Genomic DNA, 20,666 nt, shown 5'->3' with positions numbered 1-20,666 from the left:
AAATCACAAAGAACACACAAGTAATAGATCAAACCCGCTTTTCTTATAGCTAAATAAAGAATGCGTATAGCCTGGATTGGAAAAAAATCACCGTTTTGCGGCAATGTCACCTACAGTCGAGAAATTACAAATGCCTTGCTAGATAGGGGACATCAAGTTAGCTTTCTTCACTTCGCCCAGGAAGAGTCTGAACCTGACAATTGGCCAAATCTTAGAGAGGTTTCCCTGCCTTTCATTTACAAGTCCCAGGTTTACACAATTCCTACCTTTAAAGCGACCAAAGTTTTAACCGATTCGCTGCGGAAAATCAAGCCAGATATAGTCCATGCTTCCTTGACGCTATCTCCTCTAGACTTTTTTCTACCGGAAATCTGTGAGGAACTGAGGTTGCCTCTAATTGCCACTTTTCACACACCATTTGCTGGCAAGGGGGCAAAGCTGATATCGGGAACACAACTTTTGGCTTATCAGCTCTACGCACCTTTTTTAGTTAACTACGATCGCGTGATTGTATTTTCCCAAATTCAGCGAGAATTATTGGCAGGGATGGGTGTGAGGAAAGAAAATATTGCCGTAATTCCCAACGGTGTTGATACCGCTAAGTATTCTCCAGGACTTTCTCAAATCAAAACAGAATTTAAAGCCGAACGCTTGTTTGTCTATCAAGGTCGCATAGCCCCAGAGAAAAATGTTGAAGCTCTCCTCCGGGCTTGGAAGCAGTCTGCAATGGAACCTGGTACTAAGTTATTGATTGTTGGCGACGGCCCTTTGAAGTCTTCATTAGAGCCGTTTTTTGGTTCAGAATACGGCATTATCTGGTTGGGATTTGTCGCTGATGAAGACCGACGCATCGAAATTTTGCGGGGCGCAGATGTATTTGTTTTGCCTTCATTAGTAGAGGGTTTGTCCCTGTCTTTGTTAGAAGGAATGGCGTGTGGGTTGGCTTGTTTAGCAACAGATGTGGGTGCAGATGGAGAAGTATTAGAAAAGGGCGCAGGTGTAGTTATTAGTACCAAAACAGCGCGATCGCAATTAAAAACCCTCTTGCCAGTATTACAAGACCATCCTGAGTTAACAACCCTACTAGGGCAAAAAGCTAGACAGCGTGTATTAGACCGCTATACCCTTAGTAAAAATATTACTCTGCTGGAAGAACTTTATAAAGGAGTTTTAGCACAGCGACCTCTACCGCTAATTCGCAGAGCGTAGAGAAAGTGAAGAAGTGCGTAGGCGTAGCCCATCGGAGATATCGCACTGTAAATTCTAAGATGGCAATGAGTGAGATCGAGCAACAATGTTAGGCAGCATTGGCTAGTATTCTAGTCATGAAATTATTTGTGATTTATGAATACAGATACCTGACTAAAGAAAGTTAACGAAATGAAGTATGACGCAAGTCAGATAAAGTTGAGAAATATCCCTGACTTAGAGCAGCTAGAACATGGAAAGTGCTGCCGAACATACGTCTATTGCTTCACAAATCCGTTGCCTGAACAAAACGTTATTGACCAAATTGCAAATAGTTTGGAGAAGAAATTCATCTTTTCAAAGGAAGTATATGAGATTCCTGAAGATGTTGAAATTTGTGCATCTATTTTCATGGAGCGTTTAGAAGATCACGAAGCCAGAGTTCGTGTTTTGGCAGATCAACCAGAAGAAGTTTGCGTTTACATGTTTGGGATAAGCACTCTGCCACGCAAAATTGAAGAAAGGTTTGGAATTGTACAGTCGATTCAGGGGGAACAGCGAGAGACTTGGATTACTGACAGACAGTAGGGTAGAACTTTTGGTTGGTTGTTCTTCTGGGAGTCGCTGGATGTCTTCTGACTTAACTTATGGGTGCTGTGTAAGTAGTCGGACAGAATTAATTACACAATGTCATTGCGAATGGAGCGTTCGCGCTTGCGTCTCGTAGCAATACGGTTTGGTTAAGAATCGATCCCCCCAACCCCCCTTTTTAAGGGGGGCTAAGAATGTCTCTATTTCCCCCTTTTTAAGGGGGACTAAGGGGGATCAATTAAGGACTGTGCAACCTTAACCGAAAAGTATTGCGTCTCGTAGAGAAGCGTAATGAAGCAATTCGCTTGCGGTTGGGATTGCTTCTCTACGAGACGCTCCGCGAACACTTCGTTCGCAATGACTGTAAATATTTTTGTTCAGCTACTTACAGCAGTTTTTTATCAAACCCGCCACAAAAATTAATTCTAAAATAAAGCCCAGCATTGGTTTTAGTACTTTTATCCGTGGTGCGTTTGATTGCGATTTGCTGTAAGTTGGTCATGGGATTTCTCCTACTATTTGCAAGAATTCTTGGGTGAAACTACCCTCAGTCCAAATTTTTGTATAGTCTACCTATCAATCAATCAATTAATCTTTAAATTATCCACTAAAGACCATCCTAAAGTAGTTGGCTGTTCATAAACCCGCTTTAAAGTATTTACATCTCTGGGAGAAATAGGCGACGGGTTACGAACTTGGGAAAAGTATAAAGCATCAGTTTGTAGCGGACTATGACCCCAAATTCCCAGTGCATGACCGAATTCGTGGCGGGTAGCTGCAATGAGATACTCACCTGTTTGACTGGGGCTTAATAAGATGGTGAAGCGGTGGGATAAAATATTGTTGCTGGTGTATAACTCGTAAGTAGTTTGTGCCGATCGCGCACGGGGTATATTACTACCAGGGGAAATTTGTAGAGGTGGCGCTTTTCGTAGAATCGTAATATCAGCAACTTCTGGCTGTTCAACTATTGTTAAAGGTAAATAAGTACTCCACTCCTGTACACCCTGCAAGACACCATTAACCCATACTTGAGCTTGTTTTTCGTTAACGGCTTTTGGTGGTTCTACGTAAACTCGAATGGGAAATTGTGACCAGACTAAATAACCTACCTGAGTTGTTGTGACTTGGGAAAAGTAGTCACCACTATTAGTGCTATCTTGCCACTGTGCCAGCGTGGGCGGTAAGGGATGAGGTTTTGGGGAAGTGGAGACAGAGATTATTAAATCTGAATATACATATTTTGGTATTATTGTAAACCCATCATTTGACTCGATATTAGTAAAAATAGTTAACAGCCCTGTGCCAAGAAAGAAGGCAAGAGCTGTAATTAACCGTTGTGAAATTAAATTTATTAGGGTGTTAACTATCGGGTGTTCGGTTCTTCTCCCCATTTACCTATCCTTATTTAGGCAGCCAACCAGCACTTAAAACTACTGTTAAACCGAGAAAAATTACTGTCAATGCCCAAGTAATTCGGTTTAAGGTGTTTTCTGCACTTTTGGTGCTGCTAAATAGCTGCGCTTGTCCGCCAATGGCCCCAACACCATCACCTTTAGGGCTATGCAGCAAAACTAAGATAATCAAACCAGTGGCGGAAAACGCCCAAATACCTTGCACGATATTATTAATTGTCATCGTAGGAATCTCATTTATAAAAAGTTTCAAAAAACAGAATTCAGAATTCAGGAGTTAGGAGTTCACTGAAAACTCCTAACTCAGGACTTAGAACTCTTTTACAGCCCCACTTGTACGGGGGTACGAGTGCGTTGCAGCTCATATTCTGCTGTTTTCAGCAGCGATCGCCCGGTCATTTCTGGTGGCTGAGGCAGCTGTAAAATCTCTAGAATTGTGGGGGCAATGTCGGATAGCTTGCCATCGCTTCGCAGTTCCACATTTGTACCATATCCAGGGATTTTGACTTTCTCTCCTTCTACCAAGATGAAGGGGACTGGATTAGTGGTGTGGGCTGTCCAGGGATTACCCCCTTCATCTAGCATATACTCAGCGTTGCCGTGATCCGCAGTAATAATTGTTGTACCGCCGGCTTTGATCGCGCTGTCTAATAAGCGTCCCAAACAGCGATCAACTGTTTCAACTGCTGTAATGGTAGCGTCGATTTGACCAGTATGCCCTACCATGTCTGGGTTAGCATAGTTAATCACAACTAAGGAATACGTACCCTTTTGAATCGCTGCGATCGCAACATCTGTAACTGCTGCTGCTGACATCGCTGGGGCGTGATCGTAAGTCGCTACCATCGGGCTGCTTACTAATTCCCGATCTTCTCCAGCAAAAGGTTCCTCCAGTCCCCCATTAAAGAAATAGGTGACGTGGGCGTATTTTTCTGTTTCGGCGGTGCGGAACTGATTCAGGCTATGATTAGCTATGACTTCTCCCAGAATATTACTGAGATTCTGAGGCTCAAAGGCTACAGCCACGGGTAAGTCTGAATCATACTGCGTAAAGGTGACAAAAGACAGTGGTGTGATTTGCTGTCTTTCAAAACCGTTAAATTTAGGACTTACCAAAGCTTGAGTCAGTTGTCTGGAGCGATCGGGACGGAAGTTGAAAAATATCACCCCATCCCCTGGTTCTATTGCACCTGGAGCAATTCGGATGGGGTTGACAAATTCATCTTTTACCCCTTCGGCGTAAGATGCTTGCAAGATTTCCACAGCCCTGCGATTATCAACCAGACCATCTTGGGTCATCACGTCGTAGGCGCGTTTTACTCGATCCCAACGGTGATCGCGATCCATTGCGTAGTAGCGACCGCTGAGGGTGACTATGCGCCCAATTCCTACGCGGTCTATATAATTTTCCAGCAATGTGATTGCTCTTACACCGTCAGTTGGGGCGGTGTCACGACCATCGGTGATGGCGTGAATACAAACTTCTGGAATTCGCTGGTCTTTGGCTAAGTCAAGTAGTCCGAATAGATGGGTGATATGCGAATGCACCCCTCCCTCAGAACAAAGGCCTACTAGATGCAGCTTGCTATTCCGAGAGCGAACTTCCTGGCAAATTTTGACGAGTGCTAGGTTGGAGGCAATAGAACCGTCTTCGACCGCATCAGAGATGCGTACCAGTTCTTGCGGTACAACTCGCCCAGCACCAATGTTCAAATGACCAACTTCCGAGTTGCCCATTTGACCCTCTGGCAACCCTACGGCTTTTCCTGATGTGTGGATGAGGGTATGCGGATAAGCTGCCCATAAACTGTCCACGATGGGAGTTTTAGCAGCAGTAATGGCGTTTCCTCGCGTTTGGTCGCAGTAGCCCCATCCGTCTAAAATGACTAGCACCACAGGAGCAACAGGTGCTTTGGTCATAGTAAAATTGCCCTTTACTTTTTGTAATACCCGAATGATACCACTGCTAATCCACGCCGCAAGTGAATTTTTGCTTATGAACTTCTTTTATTAAGGACTTGCAGTTTTTTGAAAGATTTTTTAAATTTTAGTAATTTTTCTGTGATGTTTTGGAACGCTAAATAACGAGTGATTACTTAGTAGTAGCGTTTTAGCACTACTACTAAGGCGTTATTCAATCCTTTATTTCCTTTTCGTGGAAGCTTTTGCAGCTTTTTTAGCCGCTTTTTGGGCTTCTATTGCAGCTAACTTTGCTTGTTCTTTTTCTTCGGCAATTTTCTGGAGATAGTAATGATAATCTCCTAAGTAAACGCGGAATTCACCATCACGAATTTCGACGATTTTGTTAGCTACTTCAGAAATAAAATAGCGATCGTGGGAAACTACAATTGCCGTACCATCATAATTTTTGAGCGCTTCTTCCAGCATTTCTTTCGCTGGAATATCTAGGTGGTTTGTCGGCTCGTCTAAAATTAGTAAGTTCGCAGGACGTAAGAGCATTTTTGCCAACGCCAGACGAGCTTTTTCTCCTCCACTTAATGCCCCAACTGCCTTAAATACTGTGTCACCAGTAAATAAGAAACGTCCTAGAAGTGTGCGAACTTCTTGATTATCCCAATCTGGAACTTCATCATGGATTGTTTCCATGACAGTTTTCTTCAAATCCAAAGCTTCAGCTTGATTTTGCTCAAAGTAACCGGGAATAACGTTGTGATCGCCTAATTGAACGCTACCTTCTGTGGGTGGTTCCATACCCATAATTACGCGCAGAAGGGTAGATTTTCCAGCACCATTGGGGCCAAGAAATGCGATGCGATCGCCCCTTTCAATTAGGAGATTTGCTGCTAAAAACAGGATTTTTTCACCATAAAGATGAGTTAAATCTTTAATTTCTACTACCTCGCGTCCACTGCGGGGTGCAGGGGGAAAACGGAAGTGTAGAGTTCTCATACCACCAACGGGTGCTTCAATGCGCTCGATTTTGTCGAGTTGCTTTTCCCGGCTTTTCGCCTGGGTACTGCGGGTAGCACTGGCGCGAAATCTATCAACAAATGTTTGCTGTTTCTCTAATTCTTTCTGCTGGCGTTCGTAAGCACTCAGCTGTGCTGATTGACTTTCAGCTTTCTGTTCCAAATATGCCGAGTAGTTACCAAGGTAGCTAGCGGAAACGCCGCGTTCAGTTTCCACAATTTGAGTGCAGAGGCGGTCAAGGAACTCCCGGTCATGAGAGACTATTACCATCGGCGTAACCAGCCCTCTGAGATAATTTTCCAACCATTCAATGGTTTCTAAATCTAGGTGGTTAGTCGGTTCATCCAGCAGTAACAAGTCGGGTTTTTGCAGAAGGATTTTACCTAAACTCATCCGCATTTGCCAACCACCACTGAAGGCGCTGACGAGGCGATCGCCATCTTCTAGCCCAAACCCCATTTCTGGTAAGATTTTCCCGATGCGTGCATCTAAATTGTAGCCATCCAAGGCTTCAAATTTGCGCTGGAAGCGATCCAATTTGTCGATCAGTCGATCCAGTTCCTCTGGGGTAGCCGCTTCCATCTCTTGTGGTATGTGCGCTAGAGATAACTGTACTTCGTTGGCTTCTTTGAAGACAGTCCAAAATTCTTCTCTAACGGTGCGGGTGGGGTCTACTTCAAACTCTTGGTTAAGGTAAGCTATATGTAAGCTATTAGGACGAATGATTTCGCCGGCGGTGGGTTCAATTTCCCCAGAGATGATTTTGAGTTGGGTGGATTTTCCAGCACCATTGACACCGACTAAGCCAATGCGATCGCCTGGTTTAACTTCCCAGTTGATATCTTTGAGAACTTCGCCTGTGGGATAAATTTTACTTATATGTTCTAGTCGCAGCATTAAGTTTCTCTCACGTAGGGACTGGGTGGTTGAGGACGAAGTACTAACACCGCTTCTAATATTAACAAAAATTAACTATAAATTCGTCGTGAGAAAGTTTGGAAGCCGCAAACCAAATTTGGCTGGAGCCACGGATAAAATTTACCACATCTATCTCAAGGATGACTTTGTGCTACTTGTCTGACTTCTTCGACACTCAAATCTAACGCTTTCGCTACTTGTTCTACAGTCAAACCTGCTGCCAACATTGCTGGTACTGCTTTTAGTTTACCTTTAAGTTCACCTTGTTCAACACCTTCCTGAAAGGCTTCCTGATAAAATCTGGTTTGCTTTAACTCGCTTAAGCCAAACATTTCCTCCATCTCCTCCCTACTCATTGCAGGAAACTTGTAAGCCAAAATAGTCTCTATAAATTGTAATAATTGCTGCTGTTTTGATGGTGAGTTTATCTCTGACTTGGTTCTATCTATCAACACCCTAGCTTGTGCGTAGTTTACCGCCGTAGGCATCGCTATGTCGTCGGTTGCAATTACTAATTTAGCAGTTGCAATGCCAATTGGAAGCGATGCACCTTCACCTAATTCATCCAAATAAATGCGCCTGACGCGCCCACTTGTGAAAAACTCACAGTAATGTTTGATATTGCCTGTATCTACATTCCTGTTTGGGTATAAAATCACAGCACCCCAGTCATTTTGTGGTTTATTCTGACGGAGGTATAAACATATTTCTGCAATTAACCGTGAATAAATTTCCCCATCGGCTTGAAATTGCACTTCAACAAAATAAATTTGGCTATCACTTCCTTGTGTAGGCAGGAATACACCATCGATTCTGAAGGCTGTTTGTTTGATTTCAACTGATGAAAATTGATAAAGGCTAGCTTCTTCTGGAGGATTACCAATAAGTTCAAAGAAAATATCAGGTAATTCTTGAAACAGGCGATAAAAGATGATGTCTGTTTTCACATTTTTATATCACTTGAAGATTTTGATTTGTTGTTCATGTGTTACTTTGTTCTTCAGAACCATCTCGCACTTTCAGCAATTGCTCTTTTGCCATCCCTAATATACGTGAAAGTGGCGCTAATAAACTATCATCAAATGCTTCTCCAGCATAAATATTATTCAGTTCAGTGGGAGATAATTTAAAGGTATCGCAGAATTTAGCAAACTCCTGGTTACTTAAGTCAAGCTCTTTTTGCCTATCATGAAGTAAAACTGCGATCGCTCTAGTTCCATACTTCGGACGTTCACTATTTATTATATATTTACCCATTAAATAATTGACTTTATTCGTATCGCCGCCCATTTTTTTAATTAAATCAGTACAAGCCATTTTTAGTGCTTTCTTTAAAACTTCTTGCTCATTTAAAAACTTAATAATTTCACTGGCATATTCTGGTTTAAAAAAACCTACCAAATCACCTTGATGATAAACTGGTATATAAGGATTATTTGTTTCAACTTGCCAATCTAAAGGCTCATTACGTAGCGACATAGCTGCACTCCTAAATATTTTCAGATTGCACCATTTTAAAACCATTTATTCGTTAACTGCCAGTAAAATTACCCTAGCTTTGGCGATTAGAAATCTCAGCTATACAGACAAAACCAACCTCCGTGGGTTTCAACTTCCTGGAGTACGCGCAAACGGACTTAGTTTGTGTAGCTGTTATGTATTTCTACCAGAACCTCGAACTCAACCAAAATTAGCGATCGCCTTGTTCATCACCAAGTGACTAAAGGGTTCCCAGAGGGGCGTTTGGTGGTGTTATGAGGCTTTTGTTAGATATTCAACCATAATGGGCATACTGTAAATATCAAGTAAGTAAGCATCGAAACAGGGTAAACAGTATGTTGACGACAACGTGGCAAGAAGAGATTGCATCCTTGAAACAAAACTTGAGTAAGGAAATAAATAAAATTTCAGGTCATTCTGAGATTAATATACGTAATCATGTTTCTAATCATATTTGCATCAATAACCTGAAATCCAAGCTAGAACGATTAGATGAAATAGAAAAAATTCTTAGTATAGATAAATATAAAATTGCTTTTATAGGTACTATTGGGCAAGGAAAGACCACAGCTATTTGTCATATTTTTAACTTAATAAGCGACTTCAATGTTTCTAAAACTATTGCTAATAAGTCTCGAAATGTAACCGAAACCAAAGAGTTACTATCAACAGGAGCAGGTAAAACTACTATATGTGAAGTAATTATCAAAGCTGCGGAAAAAACTTCTATAGAGATAGAACCTTATGCAGTTGACGAGATGGAGAATCTGATTTTTGAATTTTGCGAATCTATTGCCAATAAAGATAATCCTAATCTAGCTCAGAATACAATTATTTCTAAAGAAATTGAAAGGGCTATTAGAAATATTACAGAAATGAAGTTACGCTTTAAAACAATTTCTGATGGTGATAAAAAGAAAACTGAAATAATTGATCAAGGTAAAGAAGAATTTGATAAATTAGGATTAGATGAATTTAAGAAACTTGCTTTGAATAATGCAAAGCTTGAATCTAGGACTACGAATAAGATTGAATTTGATAATCAAAAAAATGAGCAAGAATGGATAAAAAATACCTTTGCAGCCATAAATAATGTCGAATTAAAGGAGTTTGCTATTCCGAGAAAAATACATCTTTATGTGAGCTATGATGTTTTATCTGGCTCAAACTTGTCTCAGTTCGATTCAGTTGTGGATACTAAAGGACTTGATGAAAATCCAATTCGTAAAGACTTGCATAAATATATTGAAAATCAGGATACTATCTGCCTCTTTGTAACTCCCTTTAAAGATGCTCCTGAAGCTAATATTAGGAAATTAATAGGTTATCATCTTACATCTAAATCCAAAGATTTTCATCATAGATTTGTAACTTTGGTATTGCCTCACAAAAATGAGCCTGAAAGAGTACATGAATGTGATGGAGATCGGGATACAGGAATTCAAATCAGAAAAGAATAGATTCAAGCTACATTCAGGAGTTTAAATTTAGATTTTTTTCTAGATAACATTTTGTTCTACGATGCTTTGAGGTACTACCGTGATGATATAGTCAAATTAAATGAAATATATGATGAAGAAGATATACAGGCAGATAAAAATGAATTTATCGAAGCTATAGCAGGTGTAGTAGAACGTAGACAAAATATTTTATTAGAAGAAATCAAGGATATCAAAGAAAGCTTTAGAAAAATAAAAAATGGTGATGCTTTGACAGTATCAGAAATCAAGGCAATTGAAAATGCCATTCATAAGATAAAGGATTTAAAATATTTGAATAGAAGAGTACCTAGTTTAGTTTATAAAGATTTTATTGATAAATATATTGAATATTATCGTACTGTTTATCGGGCATGGAACACTAAACACGCTATTCATAGAAACTTCGGTTACTATGAGCCAAGGAATATAGATATATATTATGATATGAGGGTTATTGCTGAGGGAATAAATGAAGATGAAATGTTGAAAAAGTTTACCAAACAAGCAAAACAGGAATTAGAAAATATCCTTAATGAGCTTACCTCTGCAAATGAATCTTTAAAAACACTAATCCCAGAGTTAGTGATACAATTTAACTCATTTTATGACAATTTTATAAGTGAAGTAGGTGTAGAAATTCAATATGAAGCTATAAAAAAACTATCACCTCAAAGTGAAGATTCTGAATTCTGGACGGCTCTAATTAATGAAAAGGGTAGGGAAAGACCTCAAGGTGAAAAATATGTAGATAATGTATATCAGACCTTAAAGCACGAACTTGAAACTGAGCAAAGCTTAAATATATTTTTAGAGATTAAAGCAGGACAGTATTGGGCAGAATTAGTTACTAAAATATTAAGCTTTTTTGGAGAAAAATAGACAGAAAGCAATTTTAGATTGCATGATAAATCCAAAGGAACGCAATAAAATTGCGTTCCTAAAACTAGTCCAATTTTTAACTAAATTAATCCTAATTATGACTATCTTAAGTGAATAAATATCCAGAAAACTAAATATATACAAGAGAAACTATGCAGAATATACAAAGTGTTTGATTAGAAGCAGGGAAATTGTTATTGATGGACGACCAGAAGAAAAAATTAGGCAATTTTTTCTCTACTTTTTGCTAAATCAAAGTGGATTATTTCCAAATGAAATTGATATAAAAGTTGAATCTGATAGTCATGATATAGAATTATATAAAACTGTTGAAAATGAATATTTTAAACCATATTCTCCTCCTCTAATGATTGTGGAAGTGAAGCGAGAAGAAGAAAACTTGCGTAATCATGAGAAGCAGATTGAAAGATACCTAAAAAAATCTTGTTCAGAAATTGGTATTTTATATAATTATCATCAAATTATTGCTTATATAAAAAAAGACGCAGTATTTACGAGTAATAATCTCAATAGTCTTGAAGATATACCACCTTTAATCTTGCAAAGTTCTAATAAATTAGATAAAAATCTACTAGAATTTGAAAAAGCTGTAAATGGAAGTTTTGATAGCTTTATTTATCTTGTTAATAAGTATGGAAAATATAAACTTAATAGAATAGTTTTCAGACTTAAAGGTGAGCAGTTACCCATAGTAGGATCTTTCTTCCAATTTCAAGACAACAAGCTCTACTACCATATATATGTTCAAGATGCTAAAAAACAGCAAAACTGTGATTTACAAGATTTTGAAAAGCTAGTTTCTATTACTTATTGACAGAAATTATCCTTCCCAGTCTTGACGAGTATCGCACAGAAAATTGTCTGCGTAGGCGCAGCCCGCCGCAGGCATCGCATCGCATCATCAAATAAATAGGAGCAATGCTCTGGAAAAATTCGTAATAGTAAGTTAGTTTTTCGTAGCCCCAAATCAACTGGCCTTCGCCTCATCCCCAGATGCTTCAGCCACAGCCGCCAATCTATCTGCCGCAGCTTGCACAATTTGAGCCACTTGTCCCAGAGGCATGTGCTGGATTTGTCTCAGAATCAAACTCAAATCTGAGGTTTCTGGAATTGGCTTGCCATCTATGCAGCTGATTAACTCTTCCATTGTGTAGCCTGCTTTCGATGCGATTTGAGCCAAATTTTCTGTATCTGGCACCTTCACACCTTTTTCCCACATCTGAACAGCAGTAGCAGATACTCCCAAAAGCTTACCAAACGCTCGCTGACTCATTGAACCGCGAGCTAGTTTAATGATTTCAATCAGTTTTTGTTTGCTTTCGATCTTCACTGCTTATATAGCTAGCCAACTTTATTTACAAGTTTACTTTCAATAATACAAGTTTACTTTTATATTGACAGCCTTGTGTTTTAGTACTAAACTATATCTCTGGTTGCAGATCGGCAACTCCAGGCATCAAGCTAGTAGACTAACCCATCTATCTTTAACCAACCCAAAAAACTTAGTTTGTTACGGCGCTTGTGCTAGTAACCAGACTTTGCTGCGAAGAAATAATATCGAAGGTGCATCATGTTTCGCAAGCCACGCAAAATTAATCAATATCGCCGCAAAGGTAAAAACCTTATAGCCACTAATAAAATTAAACCAGAACAGTGGAACATATCTGAGGCAGAAACCAAAGAAGCTTTAAAAGTTAAAGGCTACGATGTTAAGCAAATCAAAAAAATCCACCTTCTGAAGCATCAAGTGTGTATTTCCTACTGGGATGCAAAAGGCAATATATGTAGCAGCTTTTTTAGCTACCGAATTTTTGCGCGTTGGCAAAAGGAAGTAGAGAAGTTAATTTATACCTGCCAAACTCTGAAGGAATGGGCGAAGCTAAATTACGTTATGAAGTACGAATTTGCCTATTACCATTATCCCAGTGAAATAGAAGATGCACTCGACACGATATTAGAAAACCACCTGTGTGTGTTAAAAGCAACAGGACAACAAGTGGTTTTACAGAATATTTAACCGCAAAAATTAGTTAGCGGCAGCAGTCGCTAACTCCGCGAGACGTTCCTGTTGGTCTAGAGATATACAAGATTGGATCAGCGTCTCTAAATCACCTTCCAAAACAGGGTTAAGAGAATAATTTTGACCTAAGCGATGATCGGTAGCGCGGTTATCTTTATAATTGTAAGTGCGAATTTTTTCCGATCGCGATCCTGTGCCAACCTGCGATCGCCGCATGGAAGTTACAACCTCTTGTTGTTCGCGTAACTTCATCTCATACAACTTCGCCCGCAGAATTTGCATCGCCCGTTCTTTATTTTGCAACTGGCTGCGTTCTTCTGTACAGAAAATGCGTATTCCCGTCGGTTTGTGCATCAAGTCGGCGGCTGTTTCCACCTTGTTGACGTTTTGCCCACCAGCACCGCCAGAACGGGCTGTAGTCATTTCAATATCTTTCGGGTCAATGTGAATTTCCACATCATCCACCTCTGGCATAATCGCCACCGTAGCTGTGGAAGTATGAACCCGTCCCCCAGATTCAGTTGCCGGCACGCGCTGCACACGATGCACTCCAGCTTCAAACTTTAACTGGCTGTAAACGTCATTACCTTTAATTTCGAGAATGACCTCTTTCCAGCCACCCATTTCTCCTCGAGATTCGCTCACTAGAGAAACTTTCCAACCTTGAGTCTGGGCATAGCGGGTGTACATCTGCATCAAATCGCCAGCCCAAATACTTGCTTCATCGCCACCTGTACCAGCGCGAATTTCCAACATGATATTCTTTTCATCATTGGGGTCGCGTGGTAGCAGTAAGACTTTCAAGCGAGTCTCTAAATATTCTATTTTTTGCTCAAGTTCCTTGACTTCCAGTGCTGCCATTTCTTGCAACTCTGGGTCACTCGCAGATTCCTTATAAACCTGACGCGCTCCGGTCAAGTCTTCTTGGGCTGTTTTCCAAATTTCGTATGTATCAACTACCTCTTCCAAAGAAGAACGAGACTTAGCAATTTCTTGATACTCATCAGGGTTGCTAGCGGTATCGGGGTCGCCAAGACGACGTGTTAATTCATTAAAGGTTTGTTCAACGGATTTGAGTTTATCCAGTAAGTATGATTCAGCCATGACGAGTGCGATCGCTCCTTAAAAAAATAACAAATTGGCTCGAGCATATAAATGAAAATCGACCCAGCTGATGCAGGGCCGTCGTTAACAGCAGAGCCAACTCGCTACTTTTTGTTTTGATCGTCGTCAGATGTTTGAGTGCTGCTCATACCGTACTTGCGGAGGAAGCGCTCTACTCGACCCTCAGTGTCAATAATCTTCTGAGTGCCAGTGTAAAAGGGGTGATTTCCAGACCAAACATCTACGTGCAATTCTGGCTTGGTAGAGCCAATGGTCATAACAACTTGACCGTTGCAGTAAACTTTAGCGTCTGGATACCACTTGGGGTGAATATCAGCTTTAGCCATTGTTCTTTTTGTGATGAATCTATATAAATTATAACTTTCAGGTTTCAATTGGGGCTAGGGATTAGGGACTGGGGACTAGGGATTGGGGACTGGGGATTGGGGACTGGGAAAGATGTAAATAAACAACGGACTTTTCCCAATACTCAATTCTCAATACCTAATCTCCAATACCCAGTACGCAGTACCCAATCGCTTAACGCTTAGAGTACTGAGGTGCTTTCCGAGCTTTATGTAAACCATATTTCTTCCGCTCTTTTGCTCTCGGATCGCGAGTCAAATAACCTTCGGTTTTCAAAGGTGGGCGGTTGTCTGGGTCGAGTTGGCACAAAGCACGAGCAACTCCCAAACGGACAGAATCAGCCTGTCCGGTCAAGCCGCCGCCTTCTGCTTTCACCAAAATGTCATATTCGTTTTCTAGTCCCAGAGTTTCCAGGGGTGCTTTGATCACTCCTAGGTAGTTGGGGTTAAATTGGAAATACAAGTTTCCATCTTTACCGTTCACAGTCAGTTGACCGGTGCCTGGAACCAAGCGTACTCTTGCTACTGCGTTCTTACGACGGCCAGTACCCCAGTATACGGCGCGACCGCTATTAGCATCTGCTACTACCATTAATTTTCTTCTCCAGGAATTGTACTAACTTGTAGTTCTTTGGGTTTTTGAGCATCATGAGGATGCGTAGGCCCAGCGTAAACTTTCAGCTTGGTGAACAACTGCTTACCGAGGCTATTTTTCGGTAGCATACCTTTAACAGCTTGTTCTAAAATTCGCTCTGGTATGCGGTCTTGCAGTTTAGCGAAAGTTTCGGTTTTCATCCCACCAGGGCGACCAGAATGGCGGCGGTAAAGCTTTTGAGTGCGCTTTTTGCCTGTGACTGCTACTTTCTCGGCATTGATAATGATTACGAAGTCACCTGTATCTAGGTGGGGTGTATATTCGGGTTTCTTTTTGCCTCTCAATACCTGGGCGACTTCGCTGGCGAGGCGACCGAGGCGTTTATCGGTGGCATCTACTATGTACCACTCACGCTCAAGGGTTGCTTGAGAAGGAAGGTATGTTTTACTCGTTGTCATTTGTCTATTTGTCCTTTGTCATTTTTAATTTGTCATTAGTCATTTGTCCTTTATCATTTGTTATTTGTCCTTTGTCAGTTGTCCTTTGTCATTCACTAATGACTAATGACCAATGACTAAGAACCAATGACTAATGACTCTTGACTAGTGACGAACTTTGGCAAGGTGTCGTACCAAATCTCTTTTGGAAAGGGAAAATCGGGATAGCCGACTCGCAACAAGCACAAGCCTTGAGGCGGTGCGGCGTATTTCACTTCTTCCCGGCGTTCTTCTTTCCAGAGTTCGGTGAAGCTAGAAAGTGTTCGTTGTCCAGAACCTACTTGTACCAGCATCCCTACCAACAGCCGTACCATGCCATACAAAAATCCATCTGCCTGTATTTCAATATGGATAAATGGCCCACTGCGACGACACTCTGCTGCTTGCACCTCTACCCAGGAATGCGATCGCTCTGAGCCTGCACGGTGAAAAGCAGCTAAGTGATGCTTTCCCAACAGAGGTTTCAAGGCAGCTTGGATTAAAGATTCATCCAGGGGTGCATAATAATAATGCCAACTGAAGGGTCTTACAAACAAGTTAAGCCGATCTTCAGTATATATTGTGTAGCGATACCGTCGATAGGCTGCACTAAAGCGAGCGTGCCAACGGTTATCGACACTAGCTGAAGCCCTGATTAATATATCTGGCGGCAGATAGCTGTTGAGGATTGTTGCCCACTTGTGAGGCGGAATTAAACCTGTAGCTTCAAAATGGGCTACTTGAGCAGCAGCGTGAACTCCTGAATCGGTTCGCCCAGCCCCATGTAATGTTACATGATGACCAAGAATAGTCGCGATCGCAATTTCGATCTCTTCTTGGACAGTCCGTTGGTTTTTTTGCCGTTGCCAGCCATGAAAATGAGTGCCCAGGTATTGGATTACCAAGGCTACTCGATGAGTTTGTGTAGGCTGGTGGCTTTCTAACATACAGATTTTGTCCTACCCTACGGGAAGCCGCCAAAGGGCGTCTATGTCATTTGTCTTTTGTCAGTTGCCCTTTGTTATTCACTAATGACCAATGACTAATGACCAATGACTAAATGACTTAAACCAATTCAATTATTGCCATTTTGGCATTATCACCCCGACGCGGTACGGTACGCATAATGCGGGTATAACCGCCCTGGCGATCGCCATATCGAGTCGGAGCTTGCTCAAATAGAGCGTGAACCAGTTGTTTGTCGAAGATATAGCCAAGGGCTTCCCGACGTGCTGACAAGGAGCCATTTTTGGCTAAGGTAATCATTTTTTCCACTTCACTTCGTAGAACTTTCGCTCTAATTAAAGTGGTGGTGATCTTACCATGACGGATCAGCTCGGTGGCGAGCGATCGCAGTAAAGCACGGCGTTGATCGGCTGGTTTACTGAGTTTTTTGACGCGACAACGGTGACGCATAATTATGCACTATGAATTATGAACGGTTTTTCTTAAGGGTGTTTAGAGCCTCTTTCCATTGGCAGGGTGATGCCCAAGCGTCGCTGCAAAGCTTCCACGACTTCTTCTGCTGACTTCTGCCCAAAGTTCTTAATTTCTAAGAGGTCTTCTTGGGTATAATCCAACAAATCTGCCACAGAGTTAACTTGTGCCCGTTTGAGACAGTTATATGCCCGCACAGAAAGTTGTAACTCTTCGATGGGTATCTGGGCAGTTGGGTCGTCTGGAATATCCGAACCTGTGTCTGTTGGTTCTAGGGAGATATCTTTCAACGGGTTGAATAAATCTACCAAGATCGCAGCGGCCGAAGATAGTGCTTCTTGCGGGGAAATACTGCCATTTGTCCAAACTTCCAACAATAGTCGGTCTTTTGGAATCAAGCCTTCCCCACGAGATTCTTCAACACTGTAGTTGACTTTTCGCACCGGCATAAATATCGAGTCGATTTGAAGAAAATCCAACGATGTGGCTTCCTCACGTCCTCGCTCTACAGTGCGATAGCCTTTGCCTTTCTCGATCCGAAATTCCATTTCCAGCTTTCCACCCTCAGCGATGGTGGCTACATACTGGGTCGGATCGATGACTTCTACTTCACTGGGCAAATCAAAATGCGCCGCAGTGATTGTTGCTGGGCCGCTAACGAGTAATCTCCCAATCTGGGGCTGCGAAGAATAGTTTTTCAGGATAACTTCCTTCATTTTCATGAGGATTTCCAGCACATCTTCCCGCACGCCCGGAACTGTGGCGAACTCATGTGAAACGCCTGCAATCCGCACTGCTGTAACTGCTGTACCTTCTAGGTTAGATAGTAAAACCCGCCGCAGTGCATTGCCAACAGTTGTTCCTTGACCGCGTTCTAGAGGTTCCAATACAAATTTACTGTAATGGTTCCGACTTTCCTCGGTATTCGACTCTACACATTCAATTTGAAACTGCGCCACGGATGAGCCTCCCTTTTTCTAAGGTGCTGCTAGCAGACAAATCAATTGCCTCCCGAATTGAATTTATGTCCTGTAGATTATAGGTATATCAAACTACTAGTATAAAATTACGGTATAGTTTGACACTCCCATTGAGCTTGCAGGCGCTAATAATATTTTGGGTAGCCCGAAGCTTAACAGCTTTCCCAAGGGGAAAATCTGACGCGCTTCTGGTTGCCCAAGCTTTGACTCAATGACAGTTTGCACGTTAGACGCTCAAGTGGTCATTGGTGGTTGTAACTTTTCGCCCTCGCTGCCCAAGTCTTAGTGTTTAAACTCGACGGCGCTTGGGTGGACGACAACCATTGTGAGGAATCGGGGTAATATCCCGAATCAGTGTAATTTCCAGTCCTGCTCCTTGAAGTGCCCGGATAGCGGTTTCTCTACCTGCTCCTGGCCCACTGACCATTACCTCAATTTGGCGCATTCCTTGATCAATAGCTCGACGGGCTGCACTTTCAGCAGCGGTTTGCGCTGCAAAGGGAGTTCCCTTTTTTGCTCCCTTAAAACCGCTAGAACCAGCACTGGCCCAGGAGATGACATCTCCATTTTGATCGGTAATGGTGACAATGCTATTGTTGAAAGTAGACTGGATGTAGGCCATCCCACTAGGCACATTCCGTTTCTGCTTCTTGCTCCCGGATTTTTTAGTTGGTTGTCTCGCCATACTTGTTTAGTTGATTTAAGGTAAAACTTGCTCGGATTAGCAAGCGTTGCAAAATTATTTCCCTGGAGCCTTCTTCTTCCCAGCCACTGTCTGCCTTCTGCCTCGACGGGTTCTGGCATTGGTGCGAGTTCTTTGGCCTCTGACTGGTAAGCCCATCCGATGACGACGGCCTCTGTAGGTACCAATGTCAACTAAGCGCTTGATGTTCAAAGACTCCAAGCGCCGCAAGTCGCCTTCAACTTGATAGTTGCTTTCTATTTCCCCTCGTAGGGCTGTTACATCGGCATCACTTAAGTCCTTAACGCGGGTGTCTGGGTTCACACCAGTTGCCGCTATAATTTCTTGAGAGCGTGATAACCCAATTCCGTAGATGTAAGTCAGACCGATCTCGACGCGCTTATCGCGTGGAAGGTCTACTCCGGCAATACGTGCCACAATGAACTCTCCCTATTGTTCTCGCAATTACTGTTGGTTGGAAAAACGTGATTAATCGCGTCTTTTCGTTTTAATGATCATCTGCGTGTTACAACTGGCTCTGTTGGTAAGAGCGTTAGCCTTGACGTTGTTTGTGCTTGGGGTTTACGCAGATCACCATGACGCGACCACGACGTTTGATCACGTTGCACTTTTCACAAATTTTCTTGACTGAGGCTCTAACTTTCATGCCTTTTATTCTTTGACTCCAAATATAAAATTATAGCATTTCTAGAGAAATTAATCAACTTAATTGACTATGAAACAGTCAAAAAAATGGTTTTATGGTAAGATTCTCTACATATAGTTACTTCTTAGGCAAGCGATAGGTAATTCTGCCTTTTGTCAAGTCGTAAGGAGTTAACTCCAGCTTGACGCGATCGCCAGGCAAAATCTTGGTATATTGACGGTTCACGGCAAGATATGCCAAGACGGAATCCCCATTGTCTAATTGAACTCGGAACTTCTGAGCATTTTTTAAGATTGAGCCATCATCCCGTTTAACTAGAAAGCTGTCACGAGGTAATAACTCTGTAACGCTGCCTTCCATTTGAATCGCTTCTGGCTTAATCAATAATTTACTTACCTCCGATGAAGATTTTAGTTGCATTTACTTCTTACGCAAGCGATAGGTGATTCTGCCTTTAGTCAAGTCGTAAGGAGTTAACTCCACCTTGACGCGATCGCCGGGCAAAATCTTGATATAATTTCGGCGAATCTTACCGGAAATGTGTGCCAGCACATTAAAGCCATTGTCCAAGTCAACGCGAAACATCGCATTGGGCAAGGACTCTGTAACCGTGCCTTCCATTTCAATCAAATCTTGTTTAGACAATTTGTTTTTTCCTCAACTCAACAATTTCGTGTTCAGTTGCAGCACTTTATCTGCAAAGAAACACATTTTAAGAAATATATCAACAGTTTATTAATATATCTTAGCTAAAATCGCTCTGCTTCTTGGTAGGGGGGAGTGGTGAGTGATAAGTGTTGAATTCCCGACTCCCATTCGGCTACGCTCACGGCAAGCCTACTACCTACTCCCCCTACTTTTCAGGAAACGATTACCTTTTGCAGTTCGCCAGTGACATCTTCTTGGGACTGATTGCCATTTACTGTTAAAAGTTTTTGGCGATCGCCATAATAATCAATTAAAGGTGCAGTTTCAGCGCGGTATACTTCTAAACGACGACGAATTACCTCTTCGGCATCATCTTTTCGTCCTCTAGCTAGCAAACGTGCGATTACAATTTCATCTGGTGCATCTAAATTGATTACCCTTTCGCCACTCTGATGTATTGCTTCCAGTAACTTCTCCAGAAAAGCTGCTTGGGTCACTTTCCGGGGAAATCCATCAAGAATCCAACCATTTTTGGCATCTGATTGACTGAGGCGCTCCTGTACCAAGTCCTGCACTAGCTGGTCGGGTACTAACTCGCCGCTATCAACATAACTTTGAGCCTTGATTCCTAAAGGAGTTTGCTCTTTCATGGCTTGTCTTAATATTTCACCAGTAGAAATATGGGGAATATTCAAGTGTTCAGCCAAGGTTTGAGCTTGTGTTCCTTTACCCGCTCCAGGTGGCCCCAAGAAGATTAGTCGCGTCACT

At 41.8% G+C, this 20,666-nt stretch carries 27 protein-coding genes; 7 read left to right on the top strand and 20 right to left on the bottom strand.

Features of this window, described 5'->3' with window-relative positions:
* Positions 1–60: 60 nt before the first annotated feature.
* Entirely contained in the window at positions 61–1,209 is a 1,149-nt protein-coding gene (locus V7K62_RS30935; RefSeq protein ID WP_334870964.1) for a glycosyltransferase family 4 protein, read from the top strand.
* A gap of 171 nt (positions 1,210–1,380) precedes the next feature.
* The gene (locus V7K62_RS30930) at positions 1,381–1,776 is read left to right on the top strand and encodes a hypothetical protein (RefSeq protein WP_334870962.1); all 396 of its coding nucleotides are present in this window, start codon (positions 1,381–1,383) and stop codon (positions 1,774–1,776) included.
* A 587-nt stretch (positions 1,777–2,363) separates the two neighbouring features.
* Here the strand turns inward: V7K62_RS30930 and V7K62_RS30925 are convergent.
* The 6 genes from V7K62_RS30925 to V7K62_RS30900 all read right to left on the bottom strand — a co-directional run bounded on the left by V7K62_RS30925 (position 2,364) and on the right by V7K62_RS30900 (position 8,522).
* Positions 2,364–3,173: a peptidase gene (locus V7K62_RS30925; protein ID WP_334870960.1), complete on the bottom strand. Its 810-nt coding sequence runs from the start codon at positions 3,171–3,173 to the stop codon at positions 2,364–2,366.
* Positions 3,174–3,183: 10 nt separating this feature from the next.
* Positions 3,184–3,417, bottom strand: coding sequence for a preprotein translocase subunit SecG (gene secG, locus V7K62_RS30920; protein WP_334870958.1), 234 nt, complete (start codon positions 3,415–3,417; stop codon positions 3,184–3,186).
* Positions 3,418–3,515: 98 nt separating this feature from the next.
* The gene (gpmI, locus tag V7K62_RS30915; protein ID WP_334870956.1) at positions 3,516–5,114 is read right to left on the bottom strand and encodes a 2,3-bisphosphoglycerate-independent phosphoglycerate mutase; all 1,599 of its coding nucleotides are present in this window, start codon (positions 5,112–5,114) and stop codon (positions 3,516–3,518) included.
* A gap of 222 nt (positions 5,115–5,336) precedes the next feature.
* Complete coding sequence (locus tag V7K62_RS30910; RefSeq protein WP_334870954.1) at positions 5,337–7,022, bottom strand: ABC-F family ATP-binding cassette domain-containing protein; 1,686 nt, start codon at positions 7,020–7,022, stop codon at positions 5,337–5,339.
* A 155-nt stretch (positions 7,023–7,177) separates the two neighbouring features.
* A complete protein-coding gene (locus V7K62_RS30905; RefSeq protein WP_334870953.1) occupies positions 7,178–7,990 on the bottom strand; it encodes an Rpn family recombination-promoting nuclease/putative transposase in 813 nt (270 codons plus the stop codon).
* Between the two features lie 34 nt (positions 7,991–8,024).
* Positions 8,025–8,522, bottom strand: coding sequence for a hypothetical protein (locus V7K62_RS30900; protein ID WP_334870951.1), 498 nt, complete (start codon positions 8,520–8,522; stop codon positions 8,025–8,027).
* A 25-nt stretch (positions 8,523–8,547) separates the two neighbouring features.
* On the opposite strand from V7K62_RS30900, the gene V7K62_RS30895 reads away from it, so the two are divergent.
* The 4 genes from V7K62_RS30895 (at position 8,548) to V7K62_RS30880 (ending at position 11,738) form a co-directional block, all read left to right on the top strand.
* Positions 8,548–8,763, top strand: coding sequence for a hypothetical protein (locus V7K62_RS30895; protein ID WP_334870950.1), 216 nt, complete (start codon positions 8,548–8,550; stop codon positions 8,761–8,763).
* Between the two features lie 115 nt (positions 8,764–8,878).
* Positions 8,879–10,003 (top strand): hypothetical protein, encoded by a 1,125-nt coding sequence (locus V7K62_RS30890; protein ID WP_334870948.1) that lies wholly within the window; start codon positions 8,879–8,881, stop codon positions 10,001–10,003.
* A 51-nt stretch (positions 10,004–10,054) separates the two neighbouring features.
* On the top strand, positions 10,055–10,903 hold the full coding sequence (locus tag V7K62_RS30885; RefSeq protein ID WP_334870946.1) for a hypothetical protein: 849 nt from the start codon (positions 10,055–10,057) through the stop codon (positions 10,901–10,903).
* A 172-nt stretch (positions 10,904–11,075) separates the two neighbouring features.
* On the top strand, positions 11,076–11,738 hold the full coding sequence (locus V7K62_RS30880) for a type I restriction enzyme HsdR N-terminal domain-containing protein (protein ID WP_334870944.1): 663 nt from the start codon (positions 11,076–11,078) through the stop codon (positions 11,736–11,738).
* Between the two features lie 153 nt (positions 11,739–11,891).
* Here the strand turns inward: V7K62_RS30880 and V7K62_RS30875 are convergent, their stop codons facing one another.
* Positions 11,892–12,254, bottom strand: a complete 363-nt coding sequence (locus V7K62_RS30875) for a helix-turn-helix domain-containing protein (protein WP_292838068.1) — start codon at positions 12,252–12,254, stop codon at positions 11,892–11,894.
* A gap of 240 nt (positions 12,255–12,494) precedes the next feature.
* On the opposite strand from V7K62_RS30875, the gene V7K62_RS30870 reads away from it, so the two are divergent.
* Positions 12,495–12,941 carry a hypothetical protein gene (locus V7K62_RS30870; RefSeq protein WP_334870942.1) on the top strand — a complete coding sequence of 149 codons (447 nt, stop codon included), beginning with the start codon at positions 12,495–12,497 and terminating at the stop codon, positions 12,939–12,941.
* 9 nt (positions 12,942–12,950) lie between these two features.
* Here the strand turns inward: V7K62_RS30870 and prfA are convergent, their stop codons facing one another.
* From prfA to V7K62_RS30805, 13 genes are all read right to left on the bottom strand, one after another.
* A complete protein-coding gene (gene prfA / locus V7K62_RS30865) occupies positions 12,951–14,048 on the bottom strand; it encodes a peptide chain release factor 1 (protein WP_334870941.1) in 1,098 nt (365 codons plus the stop codon).
* 104 nt (positions 14,049–14,152) lie between these two features.
* On the bottom strand, positions 14,153–14,395 hold the full coding sequence (gene rpmE, locus V7K62_RS30860; RefSeq protein WP_094349107.1) for a 50S ribosomal protein L31: 243 nt from the start codon (positions 14,393–14,395) through the stop codon (positions 14,153–14,155).
* A gap of 193 nt (positions 14,396–14,588) precedes the next feature.
* Complete coding sequence (gene rpsI / locus V7K62_RS30855) at positions 14,589–15,005, bottom strand: 30S ribosomal protein S9 (RefSeq protein WP_012410698.1); 417 nt, start codon at positions 15,003–15,005, stop codon at positions 14,589–14,591.
* Positions 15,005–15,466, bottom strand: a complete 462-nt coding sequence (gene rplM, locus V7K62_RS30850; RefSeq protein ID WP_334870938.1) for a 50S ribosomal protein L13 — start codon at positions 15,464–15,466, stop codon at positions 15,005–15,007. The genes rpsI and rplM overlap by 1 nt, the downstream gene beginning before the upstream one ends.
* A gap of 116 nt (positions 15,467–15,582) precedes the next feature.
* On the bottom strand, positions 15,583–16,431 hold the full coding sequence (gene truA, locus V7K62_RS30845) for a tRNA pseudouridine(38-40) synthase TruA (protein ID WP_334870936.1): 849 nt from the start codon (positions 16,429–16,431) through the stop codon (positions 15,583–15,585).
* Positions 16,432–16,549: 118 nt separating this feature from the next.
* On the bottom strand, positions 16,550–16,900 hold the full coding sequence (rplQ, locus tag V7K62_RS30840; RefSeq protein WP_229547639.1) for a 50S ribosomal protein L17: 351 nt from the start codon (positions 16,898–16,900) through the stop codon (positions 16,550–16,552).
* A gap of 32 nt (positions 16,901–16,932) precedes the next feature.
* A complete protein-coding gene (locus V7K62_RS30835) occupies positions 16,933–17,880 on the bottom strand; it encodes a DNA-directed RNA polymerase subunit alpha (RefSeq protein ID WP_292759699.1) in 948 nt (315 codons plus the stop codon).
* Positions 17,881–18,190: 310 nt separating this feature from the next.
* Complete coding sequence (gene rpsK / locus V7K62_RS30830) at positions 18,191–18,586, bottom strand: 30S ribosomal protein S11 (RefSeq protein WP_012410703.1); 396 nt, start codon at positions 18,584–18,586, stop codon at positions 18,191–18,193.
* A 54-nt stretch (positions 18,587–18,640) separates the two neighbouring features.
* A complete protein-coding gene (gene rpsM, locus V7K62_RS30825) occupies positions 18,641–19,021 on the bottom strand; it encodes a 30S ribosomal protein S13 (RefSeq protein WP_069070762.1) in 381 nt (126 codons plus the stop codon).
* 115 nt (positions 19,022–19,136) lie between these two features.
* Positions 19,137–19,250, bottom strand: coding sequence for a 50S ribosomal protein L36 (gene rpmJ / locus V7K62_RS30820; RefSeq protein WP_015129703.1), 114 nt, complete (start codon positions 19,248–19,250; stop codon positions 19,137–19,139).
* A 117-nt stretch (positions 19,251–19,367) separates the two neighbouring features.
* Positions 19,368–19,670 carry a translation initiation factor IF-1 gene (gene infA, locus V7K62_RS30815; RefSeq protein ID WP_442937355.1) on the bottom strand — a complete coding sequence of 101 codons (303 nt, stop codon included), beginning with the start codon at positions 19,668–19,670 and terminating at the stop codon, positions 19,368–19,370.
* On the bottom strand, positions 19,671–19,895 hold the full coding sequence (gene infA / locus V7K62_RS30810; protein WP_006276978.1) for a translation initiation factor IF-1: 225 nt from the start codon (positions 19,893–19,895) through the stop codon (positions 19,671–19,673).
* Between the two features lie 215 nt (positions 19,896–20,110).
* Entirely contained in the window at positions 20,111–20,665 is a 555-nt protein-coding gene (locus V7K62_RS30805; RefSeq protein ID WP_334870933.1) for an adenylate kinase, read from the bottom strand.
* Position 20,666: the final 1 nt, after the last annotated feature.

The sequence above is a fragment of the Nostoc sp. genome (assembly GCF_036917935.1).
GTDB lineage: Bacteria > Cyanobacteriota > Cyanobacteriia > Cyanobacteriales > Nostocaceae > Nostoc.
Note: the sequence above shows the minus strand (reverse complement) of the source record. Positions and strands in the feature narration are given on the sequence as shown.

Bases quoted from the DNA above. Each gene is read 5' to 3' on its own strand.
- V7K62_RS30935 (WP_334870964.1), top strand. From the start codon at position 61: ATGCGTATAGCCTGGATTGGAAAAAAATCACCGTTTTGCGGCAATGTC.
- V7K62_RS30930 (WP_334870962.1), top strand. From the start codon at position 1,381: ATGAAGTATGACGCAAGTCAGATAAAGTTGAGAAATATCCCTGACTTA.
- V7K62_RS30925 (WP_334870960.1), bottom strand. From the start codon at position 3,173: ATGGGGAGAAGAACCGAACACCCGATAGTTAACACCCTAATAAATTTA.
- secG (WP_334870958.1), bottom strand. From the start codon at position 3,417: ATGACAATTAATAATATCGTGCAAGGTATTTGGGCGTTTTCCGCCACT.
- gpmI (WP_334870956.1), bottom strand. From the start codon at position 5,114: ATGACCAAAGCACCTGTTGCTCCTGTGGTGCTAGTCATTTTAGACGGA.
- V7K62_RS30910 (WP_334870954.1), bottom strand. From the start codon at position 7,022: ATGCTGCGACTAGAACATATAAGTAAAATTTATCCCACAGGCGAAGTT.
- V7K62_RS30900 (WP_334870951.1), bottom strand. From the start codon at position 8,522: ATGTCGCTACGTAATGAGCCTTTAGATTGGCAAGTTGAAACAAATAAT.
- V7K62_RS30890 (WP_334870948.1), top strand. From the start codon at position 8,879: ATGTTGACGACAACGTGGCAAGAAGAGATTGCATCCTTGAAACAAAAC.
- V7K62_RS30870 (WP_334870942.1), top strand. From the start codon at position 12,495: ATGTTTCGCAAGCCACGCAAAATTAATCAATATCGCCGCAAAGGTAAA.
- prfA (WP_334870941.1), bottom strand. From the start codon at position 14,048: ATGGCTGAATCATACTTACTGGATAAACTCAAATCCGTTGAACAAACC.
- rpmE (WP_094349107.1), bottom strand. From the start codon at position 14,395: ATGGCTAAAGCTGATATTCACCCCAAGTGGTATCCAGACGCTAAAGTT.
- rpsI (WP_012410698.1), bottom strand. From the start codon at position 15,005: ATGGTAGTAGCAGATGCTAATAGCGGTCGCGCCGTATACTGGGGTACT.
- rplM (WP_334870938.1), bottom strand. From the start codon at position 15,466: ATGACAACGAGTAAAACATACCTTCCTTCTCAAGCAACCCTTGAGCGT.
- truA (WP_334870936.1), bottom strand. From the start codon at position 16,431: ATGTTAGAAAGCCACCAGCCTACACAAACTCATCGAGTAGCCTTGGTA.
- rplQ (WP_229547639.1), bottom strand. From the start codon at position 16,900: ATGCGTCACCGTTGTCGCGTCAAAAAACTCAGTAAACCAGCCGATCAA.
- rpsK (WP_012410703.1), bottom strand. From the start codon at position 18,586: ATGGCGAGACAACCAACTAAAAAATCCGGGAGCAAGAAGCAGAAACGG.
- rpmJ (WP_015129703.1), bottom strand. From the start codon at position 19,250: ATGAAAGTTAGAGCCTCAGTCAAGAAAATTTGTGAAAAGTGCAACGTG.
- infA (WP_442937355.1), bottom strand. From the start codon at position 19,670: ATGCAACTAAAATCTTCATCGGAGGTAAGTAAATTATTGATTAAGCCA.